The 16,466-nt window shown below is 45.4% G+C and carries 15 protein-coding genes; 6 read left to right on the top strand and 9 right to left on the bottom strand.

The features are described 5' to 3' along the window. Positions 1 to 10 precede the first annotated feature (10 nt). Positions 11 to 730, top strand: coding sequence for a response regulator transcription factor (locus ABWW54_RS09280; protein WP_353411957.1), 720 nt, complete (start codon positions 11 to 13; stop codon positions 728 to 730). Positions 731 to 801: 71 nt separating this feature from the next. Here ABWW54_RS09280 and ABWW54_RS09275 read toward each other — a convergent pair whose 3' ends face one another. Next, positions 802 to 1,761 carry a FecR family protein gene (locus ABWW54_RS09275; protein WP_353411956.1) on the bottom strand — a complete coding sequence of 320 codons (960 nt, stop codon included), beginning with the start codon at positions 1,759 to 1,761 and terminating at the stop codon, positions 802 to 804. A gap of 425 nt (positions 1,762 to 2,186) precedes the next feature. On the opposite strand from ABWW54_RS09275, the gene ABWW54_RS09270 reads away from it, so the two are divergent. Further along, complete coding sequence (locus tag ABWW54_RS09270) at positions 2,187 to 2,783, top strand: outer membrane beta-barrel protein (protein ID WP_353411955.1); 597 nt, start codon at positions 2,187 to 2,189, stop codon at positions 2,781 to 2,783. A gap of 130 nt (positions 2,784 to 2,913) precedes the next feature. On the opposite strand, the gene sppA is transcribed toward ABWW54_RS09270, so the two are convergent. Further along, positions 2,914 to 4,740 carry a signal peptide peptidase SppA gene (sppA, locus tag ABWW54_RS09265; protein ID WP_353411954.1) on the bottom strand — a complete coding sequence of 609 codons (1,827 nt, stop codon included), beginning with the start codon at positions 4,738 to 4,740 and terminating at the stop codon, positions 2,914 to 2,916. A gap of 63 nt (positions 4,741 to 4,803) precedes the next feature. Further along, positions 4,804 to 4,932 (bottom strand): hypothetical protein, encoded by a 129-nt coding sequence (locus ABWW54_RS09260; protein ID WP_353411953.1) that lies wholly within the window; start codon positions 4,930 to 4,932, stop codon positions 4,804 to 4,806. A 200-nt stretch (positions 4,933 to 5,132) separates the two neighbouring features. Here ABWW54_RS09260 and ABWW54_RS09255 point away from each other — a divergent pair, with 200 nt between their 5' ends. Beyond that, a complete protein-coding gene (locus ABWW54_RS09255; protein WP_353411952.1) occupies positions 5,133 to 6,665 on the top strand; it encodes a reprolysin-like metallopeptidase in 1,533 nt (510 codons plus the stop codon). Positions 6,666 to 6,667: 2 nt separating this feature from the next. On the opposite strand, the gene ABWW54_RS09250 is transcribed toward ABWW54_RS09255, so the two are convergent. The 3 genes from ABWW54_RS09250 to rtcR form a co-directional block, all read right to left on the bottom strand. After that, positions 6,668 to 7,954 carry a M20 metallopeptidase family protein gene (locus tag ABWW54_RS09250; RefSeq protein ID WP_353411951.1) on the bottom strand — a complete coding sequence of 429 codons (1,287 nt, stop codon included), beginning with the start codon at positions 7,952 to 7,954 and terminating at the stop codon, positions 6,668 to 6,670. A 92-nt stretch (positions 7,955 to 8,046) separates the two neighbouring features. Further along, a complete protein-coding gene (locus ABWW54_RS09245) occupies positions 8,047 to 9,171 on the bottom strand; it encodes a helix-turn-helix domain-containing protein (protein WP_353411950.1) in 1,125 nt (374 codons plus the stop codon). Positions 9,172 to 9,201: 30 nt separating this feature from the next. Next, positions 9,202 to 10,812, bottom strand: coding sequence for an RNA repair transcriptional activator RtcR (gene rtcR / locus ABWW54_RS09240; protein WP_353411949.1), 1,611 nt, complete (start codon positions 10,810 to 10,812; stop codon positions 9,202 to 9,204). Between the two features lie 278 nt (positions 10,813 to 11,090). Here rtcR and ABWW54_RS09235 point away from each other — a divergent pair, with 278 nt between their 5' ends. The 3 genes from ABWW54_RS09235 (at position 11,091) to rtcA (ending at position 14,086) form a co-directional block, all read left to right on the top strand. Continuing rightward, positions 11,091 to 12,317 (top strand): RtcB family protein, encoded by a 1,227-nt coding sequence (locus ABWW54_RS09235; RefSeq protein ID WP_353411948.1) that lies wholly within the window; start codon positions 11,091 to 11,093, stop codon positions 12,315 to 12,317. A gap of 320 nt (positions 12,318 to 12,637) precedes the next feature. Further along, positions 12,638 to 13,042, top strand: coding sequence for a zinc-ribbon domain containing protein (locus ABWW54_RS09230; RefSeq protein ID WP_353411947.1), 405 nt, complete (start codon positions 12,638 to 12,640; stop codon positions 13,040 to 13,042). A gap of 27 nt (positions 13,043 to 13,069) precedes the next feature. Continuing rightward, positions 13,070 to 14,086 carry an RNA 3'-terminal phosphate cyclase gene (gene rtcA / locus ABWW54_RS09225; protein WP_353411946.1) on the top strand — a complete coding sequence of 339 codons (1,017 nt, stop codon included), beginning with the start codon at positions 13,070 to 13,072 and terminating at the stop codon, positions 14,084 to 14,086. A 36-nt stretch (positions 14,087 to 14,122) separates the two neighbouring features. Here the strand turns inward: rtcA and ABWW54_RS09220 are convergent, their stop codons facing one another. The 3 genes from ABWW54_RS09220 to ABWW54_RS09210 are packed head-to-tail and all read right to left on the bottom strand — an operon-like array spanning position 14,123 to position 16,447. Then, positions 14,123 to 14,668, bottom strand: a complete 546-nt coding sequence (locus ABWW54_RS09220; protein ID WP_353411945.1) for a hypothetical protein — start codon at positions 14,666 to 14,668, stop codon at positions 14,123 to 14,125. Between the two features lie 9 nt (positions 14,669 to 14,677). Beyond that, on the bottom strand, positions 14,678 to 15,652 hold the full coding sequence (locus ABWW54_RS09215) for a hypothetical protein (protein ID WP_353411944.1): 975 nt from the start codon (positions 15,650 to 15,652) through the stop codon (positions 14,678 to 14,680). Positions 15,653 to 15,676: 24 nt separating this feature from the next. After that, on the bottom strand, positions 15,677 to 16,447 hold the full coding sequence (locus tag ABWW54_RS09210; protein ID WP_353411943.1) for a nucleotidyltransferase domain-containing protein: 771 nt from the start codon (positions 16,445 to 16,447) through the stop codon (positions 15,677 to 15,679). Positions 16,448 to 16,466: the final 19 nt, after the last annotated feature.

Here is a 16,466-nt window from a genome sequence, read left to right as displayed (position 1 = left end):
CGTATTGACCGTGAGAGACAAAATTAAAAGCCGCCTACTCGTCGTCGAAGACGACGAAAGTTTGCGATTAACACTGATCGATAATTTGGAAATGGAAGGTTTTGAGGTATTCGGTGCAAGTACAGTAGCAGAGGCCACCGGTATTATTTCAACTCAAAGCAACGCCAATGAAATCATCGACTTGATGATCTTAGATATCATGCTGCCCGACGGCAGCGGTTACGCACTCTGTGAAAGCATCAGACTGAACGACCAACACATGATGATTCTAATGCTCACGGCCAGAACGCTGGATTCTGATCTGCAAGAGGGCTTTAACGCTGGTGCCGATGATTACCTAACCAAGCCCTATAAAGTTGCTGAACTGCTACTCAGGGTTAACGCACTGCTACGTCGGCAAGTTAACAAGGAACCAATGAATCTAAAGAGTTTGATTAATGATTTTGAAATCAACTGGCAACAACGCCAAGTCATAAATCAACACCAAGTCATACACTTTACAAAGAAAGAATTTGATCTATTGAAGTTACTCTACGACAACATCGACCAACCACTTAGCCGAGACCAGATACTCAGCAGCGTATGGGGGACCGAGGTTTATGTAGAGGAGCGCACGGTTGACAACTTTATTTCGAACATCCGAAAAATGCTCAACCTCAATCCACCGCATCCCTACGTTATTCGTACTGTACGTGGTATCGGCTATGCTCTCATGAGGAATAACGGCTAATAGACTTTACGCCTCATTAGCCGCCAATATAAGCCCAGACTCTGACGAGTCTGGGCGCTGACCGATTGTTCTTAATTTGTCGGTGAAGCTCCCGCTCCAGGCGTCGTATTAACACCTAGGTTTGTACTCAACGGATTTCTTTGTCTGTTACTTGAAGCGTTTGCGCCACTGCCATCGGACTGGCCATCGGACTTACCGCCTTCACCTTCATCCTCATCGTCGTTTGAAGCAGCTCCATTTTCTGCTGAATCGTTCGATACAAAAACATCAAAGCCAGATAAATCTAATCCTTTAAAAAAACACTCAATCGTTCCAGACTTACCGACAGCGCAGGCTCCACCGGGCTCCAGATCTAAATATTTTCCATCAACATTAACACGAACCCCACCTTCTTCAACTTGCACGAAAAGGCCTTCAAGCACTTCGGATAAATCGGTCCGCTCTACTTTTTCCGGATTTCCAGTGGATTTGTCGGTCAGAAAAAGATCTTGCAATTTTCCTTTCTCATCCTCGCTTAACTGGGTATCGTCCGTAGACTTTGCACAAGCGTCTGTGGTCCGATCACAGATCTTTATGACAAACGTGGTTCCTCGAATTCCCATCGTTGTATTACTCGCCGTGAAGGCTACGTTTTCTGGGCGGTTCTTGCCTATCGCTCCGGTTACCGCTCTCAAGGCCCCCTTCACCAACTTAAACTCTTCCTTCTCTTGGCCTGGCGTATCATTGTATTCATTGATTTCAAAACGCGAATTTGGTCTGAGAACGACCTTCCCTCCATCATTGAACTTAACCACCAAAAAGCTTCGCCCCACCGTCTCTAGAACGTCTCCCTTGTAGATCGGAGAGCCCTTAGTTAGATCTATTGTTGCACGCTGATCAGAAGCAGAGGTGGCTTTACCTTTGGCCGCCACGACCTCACCGATGGTATTCGCCCATGCTGCACTCGAAACACCCAATACGCATAAAAAAACCAAGCCTGATTTTGCTATGCATTTACCTACCCAACCGATCCTAATCTTGCTTGAATCCATGCCACGCTCCCACGCACTTAACGAATATGATCACCAACGGATCTAGCGCATTACCTTGAATCATAATGCTACCCAAACCATTACAACTTTGAAGACTATACCACTTTGCCGCATTTCGCGGAAAGGTGGTAGTTACACAATTGAACATCGACGCTGCTCAATCAACAGACATTCAATCAAACCATAGCGATCGGTCAACAACCATAACTCAAATGTCTTAGGCATCCATGCTCCTCCAGCGAATAAGTGTGAGGCATGGCGTCAGGCTTGGCGTGAGGCTTAGTGATCTAAAATATCAATTTCTTAGTTCGAGAAAAAGGGCATAATACACACGGTAACCACGATTGACTCACCGCCGAACAAAATGGATTTTACGCTTACAGTGGCAAGCTTCATTTTGCGCGCAAACTAAAAAACGGAATATTATGAATAACACCCTACTCAAAGCAATAACCCTATCTGGCATCAGTTTAATCACCATCGACTCGGCTTTTGCTGGCGACGTTAGTGTCGGTTTGATGGCCGGTAAAACGAATTTTGACAGTATTGGCGACATCTGTGACGACATAAGAAACCAAGGATCCGCTCCTTTCTTTCCAGTGGGCTGTAGTGCACCTGATGACAGCGATACGGCCGCCGGATTAAATATTTCATACCATATCAACAATACTTGGGCGATAGAAGCTGGCTACGTTGATCTGGGTGAATACACCACCACAATCTCTGTTTCGAGAATCAGTACTGATATCGTTCTCGAAGCTGAATCCATTTATCTATCGGTAGTGAGCTCATTACCAATCAGCAATCGATTCTCTTTCTCCGCTCGAGCTGGGGCCTATGAAGCTCGCGGAAATATAGGGTCAGAAATTAACTCTATTGACTCTGAGGTTGACAGTGATATTGAGTTTTACGCGGGCGCTTCGCTCGATTTCCGTGCAACCGATAAAGTGACCATTCAGGCTCGCTACGACAGCTTCGACGACATCGACACTCTGACGGCTGGAGTTCAATTTCGCTTTTAAAGAATAAAAACCTGATCGCCTCCAGTCTACTTCTAAGCCTGTTGGATACCGATCTGAGCAATTGGCCGAACTCTATTTCGAGTTCGGCCCAAGTCGGGTTAACGTTCGTTATCTACGTAATCGTTGCATCTCAATCAGTTTCGATGTTCGATAAAACATAGACATGGTTGGGGTCATTCATCGCACCGAAATCGATCGCGGCCCGTTCTATCGTAGTCAACAATTTTGCTAAGGGTGACGTGCCTTCGACGCTTTGACCGATTACAGCCTGGGCTTCGGCCAACAGCGCGGTCATTACCCTGTCTTGAAAACTCGCCTCTTTTTCAATATAGCTAATTGAATAATCAGCACCATCAAGTTTCGCAAGTTTGGCAGCCGCCTCAATGGCATCATTAAGACCCCCAAGGTTGTCTACCAGACCACGTTCGTAGGCATCAACACCACTCCAGACTCGCCCCTGAGCGACTTTATTCACTTCTTCTGTCGTCATGCCTCGGGAATCGGCTACACGCTGTAAAAATTCACGATATCCATGTTCAACCGACTGTTGAATAACGGCTCCAACCTCGGTAGGCAATTCACGATCTGGACGAATACCAGACAGCGGCGCAGTACTCACGCCATCAACCCGAACACCTAAATGTTCTGCGAGTGGCTTTTGATACGTTGGAAACATACCGAATATCCCGATCGAGCCCGTAATGGTAGAAGGGTGGGCCCAAATTTGGTCAGATGACGAACTGATCCAGACACCACCTGAAGCAGCAACGCTGCCCATTGATACGACAAATGGCTTACCATCCATGCGAGCTTTTTCAGCTTCTCGTCGTATTACTTCCGACGCAAATGCGCTGCCTCCGCCGGAGTCAACCCGAAGAACAATGGCCTTAACCGAGTCATCATTACGCGCTTGGCGGATAAGAGCCGCGGTTGAGTCTCCACCGATTTTTCCGGCAGGTTGCGAACCGTCAAGTATTGTTCCGCGAGCAACCACAACACCGATTTTATCGCCCTTGGCATTATGTCCAAATCGGTCGCTCTTTATCGTTTTTAAATAGTCAACTAGCCCTACCGCATTATAGGAATGCGTTTTCTCATCCTCTCCAACTAGGCCGGTAAGATACTCTCGCTTTTCAACTCGACTGAATGTTTTATCCACTAATCCAAAATCAACGGCGGCTTGCGTAATATCACCGCTAGTTTCCGAGACTAGTCGAGGCAACTCTTGCGCGTAAACGTTTAATGATGCCGCGTCCATTCCTCTCGCGGCAGCCACATCGTTCAAATAGATCTGCCACAAATCTCCTAGCCACTCCTCATTGGCTTCTTTTGCGTATTCCGACATCCCATCAAGCAGGTAAGGTTCAATTGCAGACTTGAACGTACCCACCTTGAATATGTGGACATCGAGTCCAAGCTTATCCAAGCCCTCTTTGTAATACATTCGATATCGTCCAAACCCCTCAAGTGCGATACCTCCGATCTTATTTAGAATAACCTCATCGGCGTGAGCGGCAATATAGTATGCGTCTTGCGCATAAAAATCAGCGGTGGCAATTACCTTCTTACCACTGGCCTTAAACTTGGTGATGGCCGCAGCAACGTCCTGCAGTTTGGTCAATCTGGCTCCACCGAAGGTCGATAGATCGAACACTAACACTTGAACACGATCATCTTCCTTTGCGGCGTCAATCGCATCAATCACGTCTTTTAGCAGCGTTTCGGACGTATTGGCCCCTCTTGCTTCTTTTAAAGCTTCGTCCATGGATTTAGCCGTAAGCTGCTCAACAAGCTGTCCTTTCGGCTTAATGACTAACGCTGTCGTCTCAGCAATGTCTGGGGCATCGCTGCGGAAAATCATGGACACCAACGCTATCGCGATCACTAGAAATAGTAGATTAACCATAACTTTACGCACGGAGTTGACGATACCCCAGGCGCCAATCAATACTCTCATAAACAAATTTCTATCATTGTGCATCATCGAATCTCTTTAATATTCAAATAAAGTGTATGTATTTTAACTAAGTGGTTCAGCAATAAACGTTGCTCGGTGGTCATGGCGTTCTCTATCTATATTGAGAATATCTGGCTGCTCCAAGCTTAACTTGGTCGCCATAGGCCAACCAATGCAAGTCATTTCGGTCATTCTTGCCACTCAGCTCACTTACGCTCAGTACTAATAACTTAGATTACGTTACTTCGCATTTGGATTCATTTAATTTTTACCGTTGGTCGCAAGGCAGGCTTAAACCCTAGTAATGTGAAACGAAAGTACTTACTTTCTCTTAAGCAGTCAGCTAAAGTCGAGATTGCTGGTGTGGTAGGCAGCGTAACAATACAAAAAATATGATGCATAAAATCCAAATCCTGTCCTTGCTACTGACTTTCCTATTAGCTAGCAGTACCTTGTTCGCTCAAGAACAAGGCCCGAATCAATTATTTGCGTACTCTACGTCGTCTGCAAAGCTAGCTAAAAATCCAAATGCGAAACGAGTTAGTGCCACACATGCAATCTCGATTAACCTAGGCATCTCAGGCCTGAGTATCGGAGATTCATTTGAGTTCCCCCTACCGAGCGGCGAAGTACTTGACGTATCAATAAGCGGCAAACGCTTTATGACAAATGGAGATACGCTACTCCAGGGCACGTTTGGCAGAGATTCAAAAGGAGCCGTCCTAATCACCTTCGGCGTCGATACAGTCTACGCGAACATCAATGGTCTCGGGCACAACTTCGCCATCAGTATTGATGAAAATAACGAAGCGCTACTGATCGACAACACACTGTCAGGTTTAGAAATTAATCTGGATGGTGACATGGTTTTTGCACCCGACTTTAAACCGATGGAGCACCTAACCGAAGGCCTTGAGGGCTCTGCGGATTTAGGTCAAGTTCAGAGAAAGAGCAGCAAGAGCGAAATAACCATTTTGCTTATCTATTCACAAGAGTTTGCCACTGGCTTTGCTGACCCGCTCACTCGAATTAATCAAATGATAGCCTTTTCTAACGCCGCCTACGAACGCAGCAATATTGATATCGAACTGAAGTTGGCGCATGCACAGCAAATTAACTTTAACAATAGTGCCAACGTGGGCTCTTTGCTCACTGAAGTTACCAATGGCACTGGAGCGTTTAGTTCAGTACCTGCACTACGCGACCAATACTACGCCGACCTGGTCGCCGTGCTGCCTTTTAAAAACAGCGGCGGCATTAGCGGTATCGCCTGGGTCAACGGTAATCGGCAGTCATTGGCGTACTCCGTTTCCCAATTCGCACGCTTTGGCTCCGACTCCCTCTTTGCGCATGAAATCGGTCACAATTTAGGGTCAGGACACGAAAGAACCTCAGCAAATTCTGGTCAACCTGATCCATGTACCGGTGGCTACACGGGTTACGCCTGCGGCCATGGTAATGGCAGCGATGGCACCATCATGTCTTACCTAAATGACCGTGCGTGGGATTACGTATTTTCAAACCCCAATCTGGACTGTGATGGCGAGCCTTGTGGAATCGCAGAAGGCAACGCCAATTCGGCGGACAATATGCGCAGTTTTAATATCACAGGCCCGTTAATTGAACGCTTTCGAGTAGACACCACCAACGACGATGATAAAGACGGCGTTGAGAATCACGTTGATAATTGCCCCGATGTGGTGAATCCAAGTCAAACGGACACGGATTCAGACAACATTGGTAATGCCTGCGACAGCGATGACGACAATGACACCATCAACGACGCCATCGACAATTGCCCACTAGACAATAACCCAGACCAAATTGACAGCGACAACAACGGAATTGGCGATGCCTGCGAAGACAGCAGTTTGTGTTTCCCTATTAAGGCTGGGGCAAACAAAGTGAGTGTCATTTGTTTATAAGCTTATTTGTAGGTTTGTCCACCAGCCCTGCTTAGAAGAAGCGACGAAAAGTAGCTCACACCGACCTTAATACTGGCTTCATCAACTTCAAACTCTGGCATATGGGGAAAGGCGTTCATTCCTAGCTTGGAATTTGAAGCGCCCAAGAAGAAGTACACTCCTGGCACCGTTTTTTGAAAATGGCCAAAATCTTCGCTCGCGTATGGCATCTTGCCATGATTTATTTGCACGGTCTCCTCCCCAAATTGATCCCGTAATGCTGTCATCGCGCTTGCGACCAAACTCGCGTCATTGTTGACTCCCTCTCGTTCATGGAAGTACTGCACCGAGCGCAAACGAGAGGCATACGCAGAGCGTTGAAGTTTTGCTTTGATCTTTTGTGTCAGCCTATCCAGCTCATCTATCTCTGTAACGTAAACCTCAACGTGAAATTCCAGCCTCTCATCTCTTTGGTTCGAGCTGGGCTTACCGGAAACTATAACGTAATCAGCGTAGATCGTCTTAGGGTTCTCGAGCCCCAAAGAAGGGTCGATGATATTCTGAAGATCTCCAAACTTATCAGGCGACTTGATGCGGACCAAGGAATTCACGGACGATGCAACGAACTCTGAAAGGGCATCATGGTCGTCGGTGCCGTCGAAACTCAAAACCATCCGCCGCGCATGAGCAAACAAATTTCCGGGCATCGTTGTGACAGTCCCAACTTCCATCGGAGCGACGTGTGCCGCGTATATCTCATCGAGTTCAACCTGGTCAAATAATCCATCTTCAATCATCGCTTTCGCTCCTTCCTGGCTTTCCTCGGCAGGCTGAAAAAGAAAATAGATAACACCGGGTACACTCTGTCTTCTTTGCGATAGTACGTTCGCAATGCCCAAGCCAATCGTGGTGTGAACATCATGCCCACAAACGTGTCCAACGCTATTATCATGAGAGTGCCCATTAAGCTCAGCTCCATATTGAAACTTGGCCGCATCCATGTCCGCTCGCCACGCTATGTGCCGCCCCTTCTTGCCCCCCCTCAGGATACCCACCACGCCATAACCACCCACGTTAGTTTTTACTTCTAAACCTAAATTGGTCAAATACTGGGCTACTTGAGAGGATGTTCTCTCTTCCTGACCCGACGCTTCTGGGTAACTGAAAAGATCTCGTCTAAATTCAACCAGCTCGTAAAATATCTCGGACGAGTGCTTTTCAATAAACGCTTGTGAAATGAGTTCACTCGCTAATGAGTTTGAAGCCAATGCCACTGAAAAGAGAATGGCTAATGCGTTTTTTAGAATCATAATATGTGCCTGTTATGGAAAGACACGATTAGATCAACGGAGCTATTTAATCGCGCCGCATTTTATAATCCTGAACGTTCAATTTTATAAACTCACACCCGATCTAACTGCTTTCGATACTGAGTTGGCGTTAGACCTTTGAGTTTCTTAAACATGGTATTAAAGGTGCTTTTAGAGGAAAAACCCGCCTCAACGGCGAGATCGAGAAAATTTTCCGATGCGCTCTCTCTCAGACGTTCGCACACAAACTCTACTCGATACGTATTTATAAACTGATTGAAGTTTCTTCCACTGTGCTGATTCAATATTTCAGATAAATGGTGCGTAGCAAGACCACAAGTATCAGCCAGACTTGCCAATGTTAATTTACTGTTTCGATAAAGTGCCTGCTCTTCGACGCACTGCGTCACCAGCTCATACAAATTCGCACGAGTCTCGTCATCCAGCAAACCTCTTTCCTCTGGCGCTTCCTTAAGCTCGGCTTTGTGCAAAACGCTTTCAGAGCCCCCCAATTCCTTAACCGCAAAAAGCGTTGGATTTCGCCAATGAGCCAACGCGATCAAATAGATAAACAACACGATCACAGCATCTGAAAAAGTAAACATAAAGGGGGACGCAAAAGAACCGAACGCCATGATCGCCTTAGCCAACCAGACGAAAGAAAGACCTAATACTAAAGTCCATAACCATTTAAAGACATTTGGGTTAAAGCTAGATACCGTTTTACGAGCTTGCTCTTGAAAGTCGTTAATCAATTTTATTGTTTTCGCAAAATAAAAAAGTGCAACCGCAAACAGTAGGTATTCACTCAACCAAACCCTAAGATTAGGCGGACGAGCACCAACAATCCAAGCGCGAAAACCATCACTATCAAACCAAAGCGTATCTGCATTAAACGCGTAACCAAACAACAATGGAGCAAGATGAATCAAGTCTAAAACTCTAAGTCGATCGCTAGAAACTGCACAACGGCAGTACAGAAAAAGCAATGGCCCGAAGCATAGAGGAATAAAAAAACCGAGGGAAGCAAGCCATGATAGTGACGAACCTTCTAACGTCGTCACAAACGGCAACAACAGATACAAACCGATCACCAAACAGTGGACCCCTAACAACTTACTGGCCGTGGTTACACGTGAATCGGTTATTAATAGACCAAATAACACACAACCTTGAAAGCAGCCGATAACGGATATGTATTGATGCAGAGATGTCATTAAAACGCCGTAGTTTGTGTCTGGGTGTCACTATCTAAAAGACTGAATGTCTTTAAATCGGATGCCATATTTATCCAGGATTTGCTTAATTCGATGGGAGTCATTAACAGACGATTTTTGGGTTCTGGAATGATTAAACAGCGACCTCCCGGCCTCCGCCATAGAACGACTGCCAGCACAGACCTTTGCAACACCGCCGATCAAAATATGATCATAGAGATCTAACTTCTGCATTGCCTCAGTACCGATCAGTTGCTCAACCATACTTACCGCAGAACTTGGAGCATCGCCGACTATTGTACTTCCATTCCAATCATTCTTTAAACGCTCTATTTCCTCTATCACGTTATCTTCATCGATTCGCCCACCTTCTGATAACACCCCCATTCGAGTAACGCTGGCATTAAGGTCTCTGAAATTTCCCGCCCAGATCGCGTCAGACGATAGTGCAAATTCCATATACCGCGCTCGCGCTTGTCTATTAAATGCAAGCTGCTCTCCGTAACTTTGACTGTACCTCGCTAGCTCATAGTCCAGATTCGGCTCAAAATCCTCTATGCGTTTTGACAGAGATGGCAACTCATAACTCCAGAGATTCACTCTGGTGATCAAATCTTTGCGAAACAAACCTTCGCGAGACATGGACTTGAGATCTCTATTAGTACCAACGATTAACTGAAAGTCGCTACTGGTTTCGGTATCCGCGCCGACTGGTAAAAAACGCTTTTCTTCGATGGCTCGCAACAACATCGCTTGCTCATCTAAGCCCAACTCACCAATTTCATCTAAAAACAACAAACCCTGATCAGCCTCCTTTAATAATCCTGACCGATGACCACTCGCTCCAGTAAAGGCTCCTTTAGTATGACCAAACAAGGCTGACATCGCGTTATCTCCCCTGAGTGTTGCACAGTTCACAGCCACCAACTTACCACTAACCTTTCCAAGATCCTTTTTGAGCGCGAATATTCGCTTCGCGAGTTGAGTCTTACCTGCACCAGTCGGGCCAGTTAATAAAATGGGCTCCGCAGATCGAATTGATATCTTTTCAATTTGCTTGATCATCGCATTAAAGTTTTTGTTCTTAGTCGCAATACCGCCCTTTAGACGATCAATACTTAAGGCCTGTTCTTGACTAAAGCGTGAGGCAATTTGATCGTACTTTGATAAATCTAGATCAATGAGCTGGTAACTGCCTGGCCCGCCATCTTTGCGATTTGGCGGTGATGTTTGAATTAACGCGCCAGGCAAATAATTAGTTTCGGTAAGCAAGTAGAGACATATCTGAGCTACGTGCGTACCCGTGGTGATGTGTGTTAGGTATCGCTCTTTCTCAGGTTTGAATTCATAGCGCCGAGAGAAATCAAACAATTCACTGTAAACCGTCTCGAAGTCCCAGGGGTCGTCCATGGTTACATGATGATGCACAACGTTTGTTTCAGGAGAAACGGCTTCGACGTCTTTGGTAACACGGTCAGCCAACTTCTGAAAATGGGGCTGAAAAAGTAACTCCAACCGGTCAACAATCAAATCGTCTTGTTGACACATAGACAGCGTTGGCCGCCACGCATCCCAACGCTTTGCCCCATACCCACGATCATCCAAAGATGTCCCTAATAAACTAATAGCAACTGTTTTCATATATCGAATTAAATACCACTTTTATCTTTATTGATAGATAGATATCCAATCAATAACAGCCGAAGATTAACCCGAAGATCTCAAAAACTAAATTATTCTATTTAAAACAAACACTTAAGATATTTTTCATCAGGATTTAAAAAGTTGGCACGCTATTCGCTGAGTACTAGGCAAGAGCAAGAGCAAGAGCAAAAGCAAAAGCAAAAGCAAAAGCAAAAGCAAAAGCAAAAGCAAAAGCAAAAGCTAAAGCATTGAAGAATAAATAGAAGAGAATAATCATGACAACACAAACATATGAAGTAACTCAAGACGGCGGCGTACCGATCAAGTCATGGACTAAAGGCGTTGCGTTTGAAGATCAAGCGAGAGAGCAGTTGATCAATATTTCAAAAATGCCATTCATTCACAAATGGGTAGCCGTAATGCCAGACGTGCATTTGGGTATCGGCGCCACCATTGGTAGCGTAGTGCCAACCATCGGCGCGGTCATTCCAGCCGCTGTGGGTGTGGATATTGGTTGCGGAATGATGGCGGTGAAAACCAACATGACGTCGCATCACCTTCCTGAAGACTTAAGTGCAATCAGAAACGCGATTGAGCGAGCTGTGCCACATGGCCGATCACCACAACGAAGAGGTGGCCGCGATAAAGGCGCATGGTCCAACATCCCAGATGATGTCGCTCAAGCCTGGACACCATTAGCGGCCAAGTTTGATGTGTTGAAAGATAAACATAAAGTTTTGAAGAACACCAACAACATTGGCCACTTGGGAACCTTAGGTACTGGTAACCACTTTATCGAAATTTGTTTAGACGAGAACGATAGCGTGTGGTTCATGTTGCACAGCGGTTCACGTGGAGTGGGTAACCGAATTGGCACTCACTTCATCGAGCAAGCTAAGAAAGACATGGAGCGCTGGATGATTCAATTGCCACATAAAGACTTGGCTTATTTACCAGAAGGTTCGGATAACTTTGTGGATTATGTTGAAGCCGTTGAATGGGCGCAAACCTATGCACGCATTAACCGTGAGGTGATGATGGAACGAGTAATCGCCGCCGTTAAAGCCAGCTTAGGGTTTGATTTTGAAGCCAAAGCCGAAGCAGTAAACTGCCACCATAACTATGTGTCTCGTGAGAACCACTACGATAAGAATGTATTAGTGACCAGAAAAGGAGCCGTGCGCGCCAGGGAAGGCGAAATGGGAATTATCCCAGGCAGCATGGGCGCTAGATCATTCATCGTTCGCGGTTTGGGTAACGAAGAAAGCTTTTGCAGTTGCAGTCATGGTGCGGGACGAGTTATGTCACGTACCGCAGCCAAGAAAGCGGTTTCGCTAGACGAGCACAAAGAAGCGGTTAAAGGTGTTGAATGTCGAGTAGACGAAGGTGTAATTGATGAAACACCGAGCGCCTACAAAGACATCGACAAAGTGATGGCCGCACAAAACGATTTGGTTGAGATTGTGTATACCTTGAAGCAGATCGTTTGTGTAAAAGGCTAGATTTTAGAAAAAGTGATTTACCTATATGCCAGGATTGGCATCGGCAAGACCACGGATGGTCGCTCGCCAGTAAATCTATTTATTGAATATGGGCGCGAAGGCGAAAAGGCGAGCCGTCGGCAAACGTTGAACTGGCCGATGAAGGATAAAACCAAGATTGTGCAAGATGTTGCTAAATTTGAAAGATGAGGTACCTACTGAATATCAGTAGGGTCACCATTTTAAAACCAACATCGCTTTGGAGTAATGACCAAGGTAACAATTATTGCGGGTTCGAGTCCCGCCGTGTCCACCAATAGTTATACTTAGAAGGCGACAAAATGAAGAGCAATAAACAACGCAAGTTAGAAATTAAAGCTAAACGGCGAAAACGCACAGAAGCGTTAAAAGCGAAACCTTTAATGACATATACCTATCGGCCCTTGAATAGCGTTGACGCTAATCAGCTAGAACTACTACACAACAGCTATTGGAATCCATTACCCTCTTTTTATATGGATAAACCATTTAAATGTAGAGATTGCGAAGCTATTGAAATTTGGAAAGCTACCAGTCAAAAATGGTGGTATGAAGTTGCCAAAGGCAACATAGAATCAACCGCGATTCATTGTCGAGACTGTCGAAGATTAAGAAAACTCGAAAAAGAACAACAAAAATTACATATGGAAATAATGGCTCAGCGAGCCCCACATCGTAATGAGGCTTTTTTCAGGAAACGCTATTAATAGATAAAAAGAAAAATGAACAAGGAAATGAAAATCATAGATGGCTCACAAGGCGAAGGCGGTGGGCAAATATTAAGAAGCACCTTAGCTTTGTCTATGTGCACAGGCACGCCTGTGCGCATAGACAACATAAGAGCTGGTCGCCGAAAGAGTGGCTTGTTAAGGCAACACCTTGCTTGCGTGCGCGCGAGCAAGGAAATTAGCAATGCCAAAGTAACTGGCGACGAACTCGGCTCATCAACCGTCGAGTTCCGACCAGGCGATATACAAGCCGGCACTTATGATTTTGCTATCGGCTCAGCGGGCAGCACTAGCTTGCTTTTCCAAACAGTATTGCCTGCGTTACTAATGGCTGACAACGAATCCACTGTGAGTTTCTCTGGCGGAACTCATAACGATTTGGCGCCTAGCTTTGACTTTATTAAGCACTGCTTTATTCCAGCACTGAAGACAATCAATCTAGGTGTTAAAGCTGAATTAGAAGCTTATGGCTTTATGCCCAACGGCGGCGGAAAATGGACCGCCACCATTCAACCAATTAATGGCATGGGCGTATTCGATATGACGAGCGTCGGAAAGTTTGAGACAAAGCAAGCCGTCGTTACTCAGTCTGGCCTAAGCAAAAGTGTTGCGGAGCGAGAACTCGCACGCGTTAAGAAGAAGCTCCAGTGGGCGGATCATGAACTGCATATCAACCAAGTAGAATCCATTGGACCGGGAAATATTATTTCATTGCGAGTATCCGACGGAAATATCAGCGAAGTTATTGATGTTGTTGGAGCCAAACAGTTATCCGCCGAGAGAGTTGCTGGGCGAGCTATCGCTGCCATGAAACGTTATTTAGCTTCCGGTGCAGCGGTAGGGGAGTATTTATGTGACCAGCTTTTGCTACCTTTGGCCCTAGGTAACGGCGGGCGTTTTACAACTATTGAGCCGAGCCTGCACACTAGAACCAATATAGATGTCATTAAGATGTTCTTGGATTGCGAAATAGTCACCAAATCCCTAGGGGATGATCTTTTTGAACTGTCCGTTAAAGTGTAAAACGATGCCTATGCACGGGCTCGGTTCTACATCGAGCTAACGAGCCCCACTTGATGCAAGCAATTCATCGAAGCTTCTATCGAGCAGTTCAAATTCTGGTGGCTCTTCATGGTCTACAGCTAGATCAATAGCTAGAGCGGAAAAAGGGATTTCTTCCCCTGAAAACTCAATTCGATGAACCGCATCAAACTCTTCATCAAAGTAAATTTTAAGTCGCTCACTAGGCGCTTGCTTATCACTAAATAAAAAACTACTTAGAAAATCACCGCTTAGCCTTAACGCCGAGCCATCAGAAGTCTCCATAATCAGCTGAATCGGCGAGCCCAATCCCAGAATCTGCACACACTGCATCAATTGATACTCGCGACAAAGCAACCTAGCCTCTAGGTCATCAACCTCATGATATTGAGAACTCTCAACTCGTGGTGAAAGCAATTTTAGCAACGTAACTGGAACAAGTAGATAGCCAACTAAGAAAAACAGAGCCAAACTAAGGCCCTCATTTAAATCCAACTTGCCAATTAATATCGAGATTGGTATCAGCAGAATAAGAGATATCAGCGGAACGATAATTAGATACACGGTTCTTCTCTAGGCGATAGCAAGTTCAGTGTCTGACCGGCTGTACTCGTCATGCAATTCCATTACCAACTTTGCCTTTGGATGAACAATATCGCTTCCATGACTAGAATCGAAAACGCAGGACGCGTAGCCTTTAGATGCATTCTGGTATGCGTTAACCCATAGCTGTCGGGCGAACATTCTATCTTCTTTTATTGGCCACGTTCCGGGCCTAGGCCCCATTCGCTTGATGTTGATACGCCAAGGTTTTGGACTCACCCTTGCTCGAAAGCAATTTTGATTTAGGCACATTTGCACGTAAAGCTTGTCGGCCATCAAATTTGAAAATAGTCTTTTTGCATCTTCCCCTTGTGGATCAAACAAGTCATGCATGGCTAGAACGCGAAAACCATTAGGCGTTTTATACAAGCGCAAATTGGCATCTTTAGAGGTTGACACAAACTCCTCAAGAGCAAGTCGAAACTGTGTCTCAGGAGCGCCTTTAACCAAATAAGAAAGCTTCAAAAACAATCCGGCTAAGGCACTTGAAAAAATCATCGCGACAAATAGGGAAATAAAAAATAGCCACCACGACGAAGTCGACATGCCGGCCGCAACTGCAAAAACAGTAAGCATGAACCCAGCACCAAACAGCAATTTTCCACTAGGCTCAATATTCAAATCAACATCAGCGAAAAGAACATCTGGCGTGTTTAAGCATAAGGCCCCATAGGTATTTCGAGTAATTACAACGTCCTCATGACGGGCAACAACCTCTTCCCGTATTGGCAAACCTTCACCGCCATTATAAGAAATTTTGTGGTCGACTTTACGCACCTTCTCACCGCTTAGTGCCCTCGTCATAGCTTCATTGACGCGCTGTTTAGCATTTTCGAGCGCATGCTCATAGCTCTCATTAGACCAACCAAATCGCTTTAACGTAACTTGCGAACCATTAATCTTCTCTTGTCGCCGTGCTTCGGCCCAAAAATCGGGAACAATCATTTAAAATTTCCTACAAAATATCGTTTAGCAATAATGGCTAACAAAAGCTCGAAAGTCTTCATTAGAAACCAGTTTAGGATTAGTCGAGACATTCACTTGATCTTCCAAGGATTGAAAAATCGAGCTTAGCAAGCCATAAATCTTGGGTGGCACCTCTAACAAAGATTTCTCAAGCTCTAGGCCTTTGCGCTCGATCAACTGAGCAATGTCATCAACCATATCAACATCATCAATCAAGCCTTCAACAAGTTCTGAAAAAACAATACTCGGCATAGTTTGTCTTTCAATTATCCACTTAGCACTCAAAGTCGCACGGGCAAAGTAGAAGAAACGCTTTAATTTCTTTTGTTCAGACTGCTCGATATCTGCAAAGGCTTTTTTAGCCATAGAACGATAATGATGATAAGCCGCGATTGGGCTAAACGCCTTCTCGATCAAGCTTGATAAACGTGTATGCGATACCGACTGTCGATAGACAATCGGCGAAACCATCCATTCTTGGACAACAGCATTCCCTTTGTTGGCCAAATTGAGCGCCTTACGCAAATCCCAACCCGCAATATCGAGCTCGTCATTGATTGGCAGCTCTATCACGTCTCGCTCTTCAGAAAGCTGAAGATACCAATCTTTAGGGTGTGCGTAAATAAAGCGCACATCATAATCACTGTCGGGCGAAGGGAAACCCCATGCTCGACTGCCGCTCTCAATCGCTTGGAGAATTACTACGCTGTGCTCTTTTTCTATCTCAGTGAGATGCTTTTGCACATCACTGAAAATATCGGAATCAATTTCCATGTTTAGGCTTCCCCTTTTG

Origin of the sequence: Arenicella sp. 4NH20-0111 (assembly GCF_040366405.1) — a bacterium.
GTDB lineage: Bacteria > Pseudomonadota > Gammaproteobacteria > Arenicellales > Arenicellaceae > Arenicella.
This window is presented reverse-complemented; position numbering and strand designations above follow the sequence as displayed.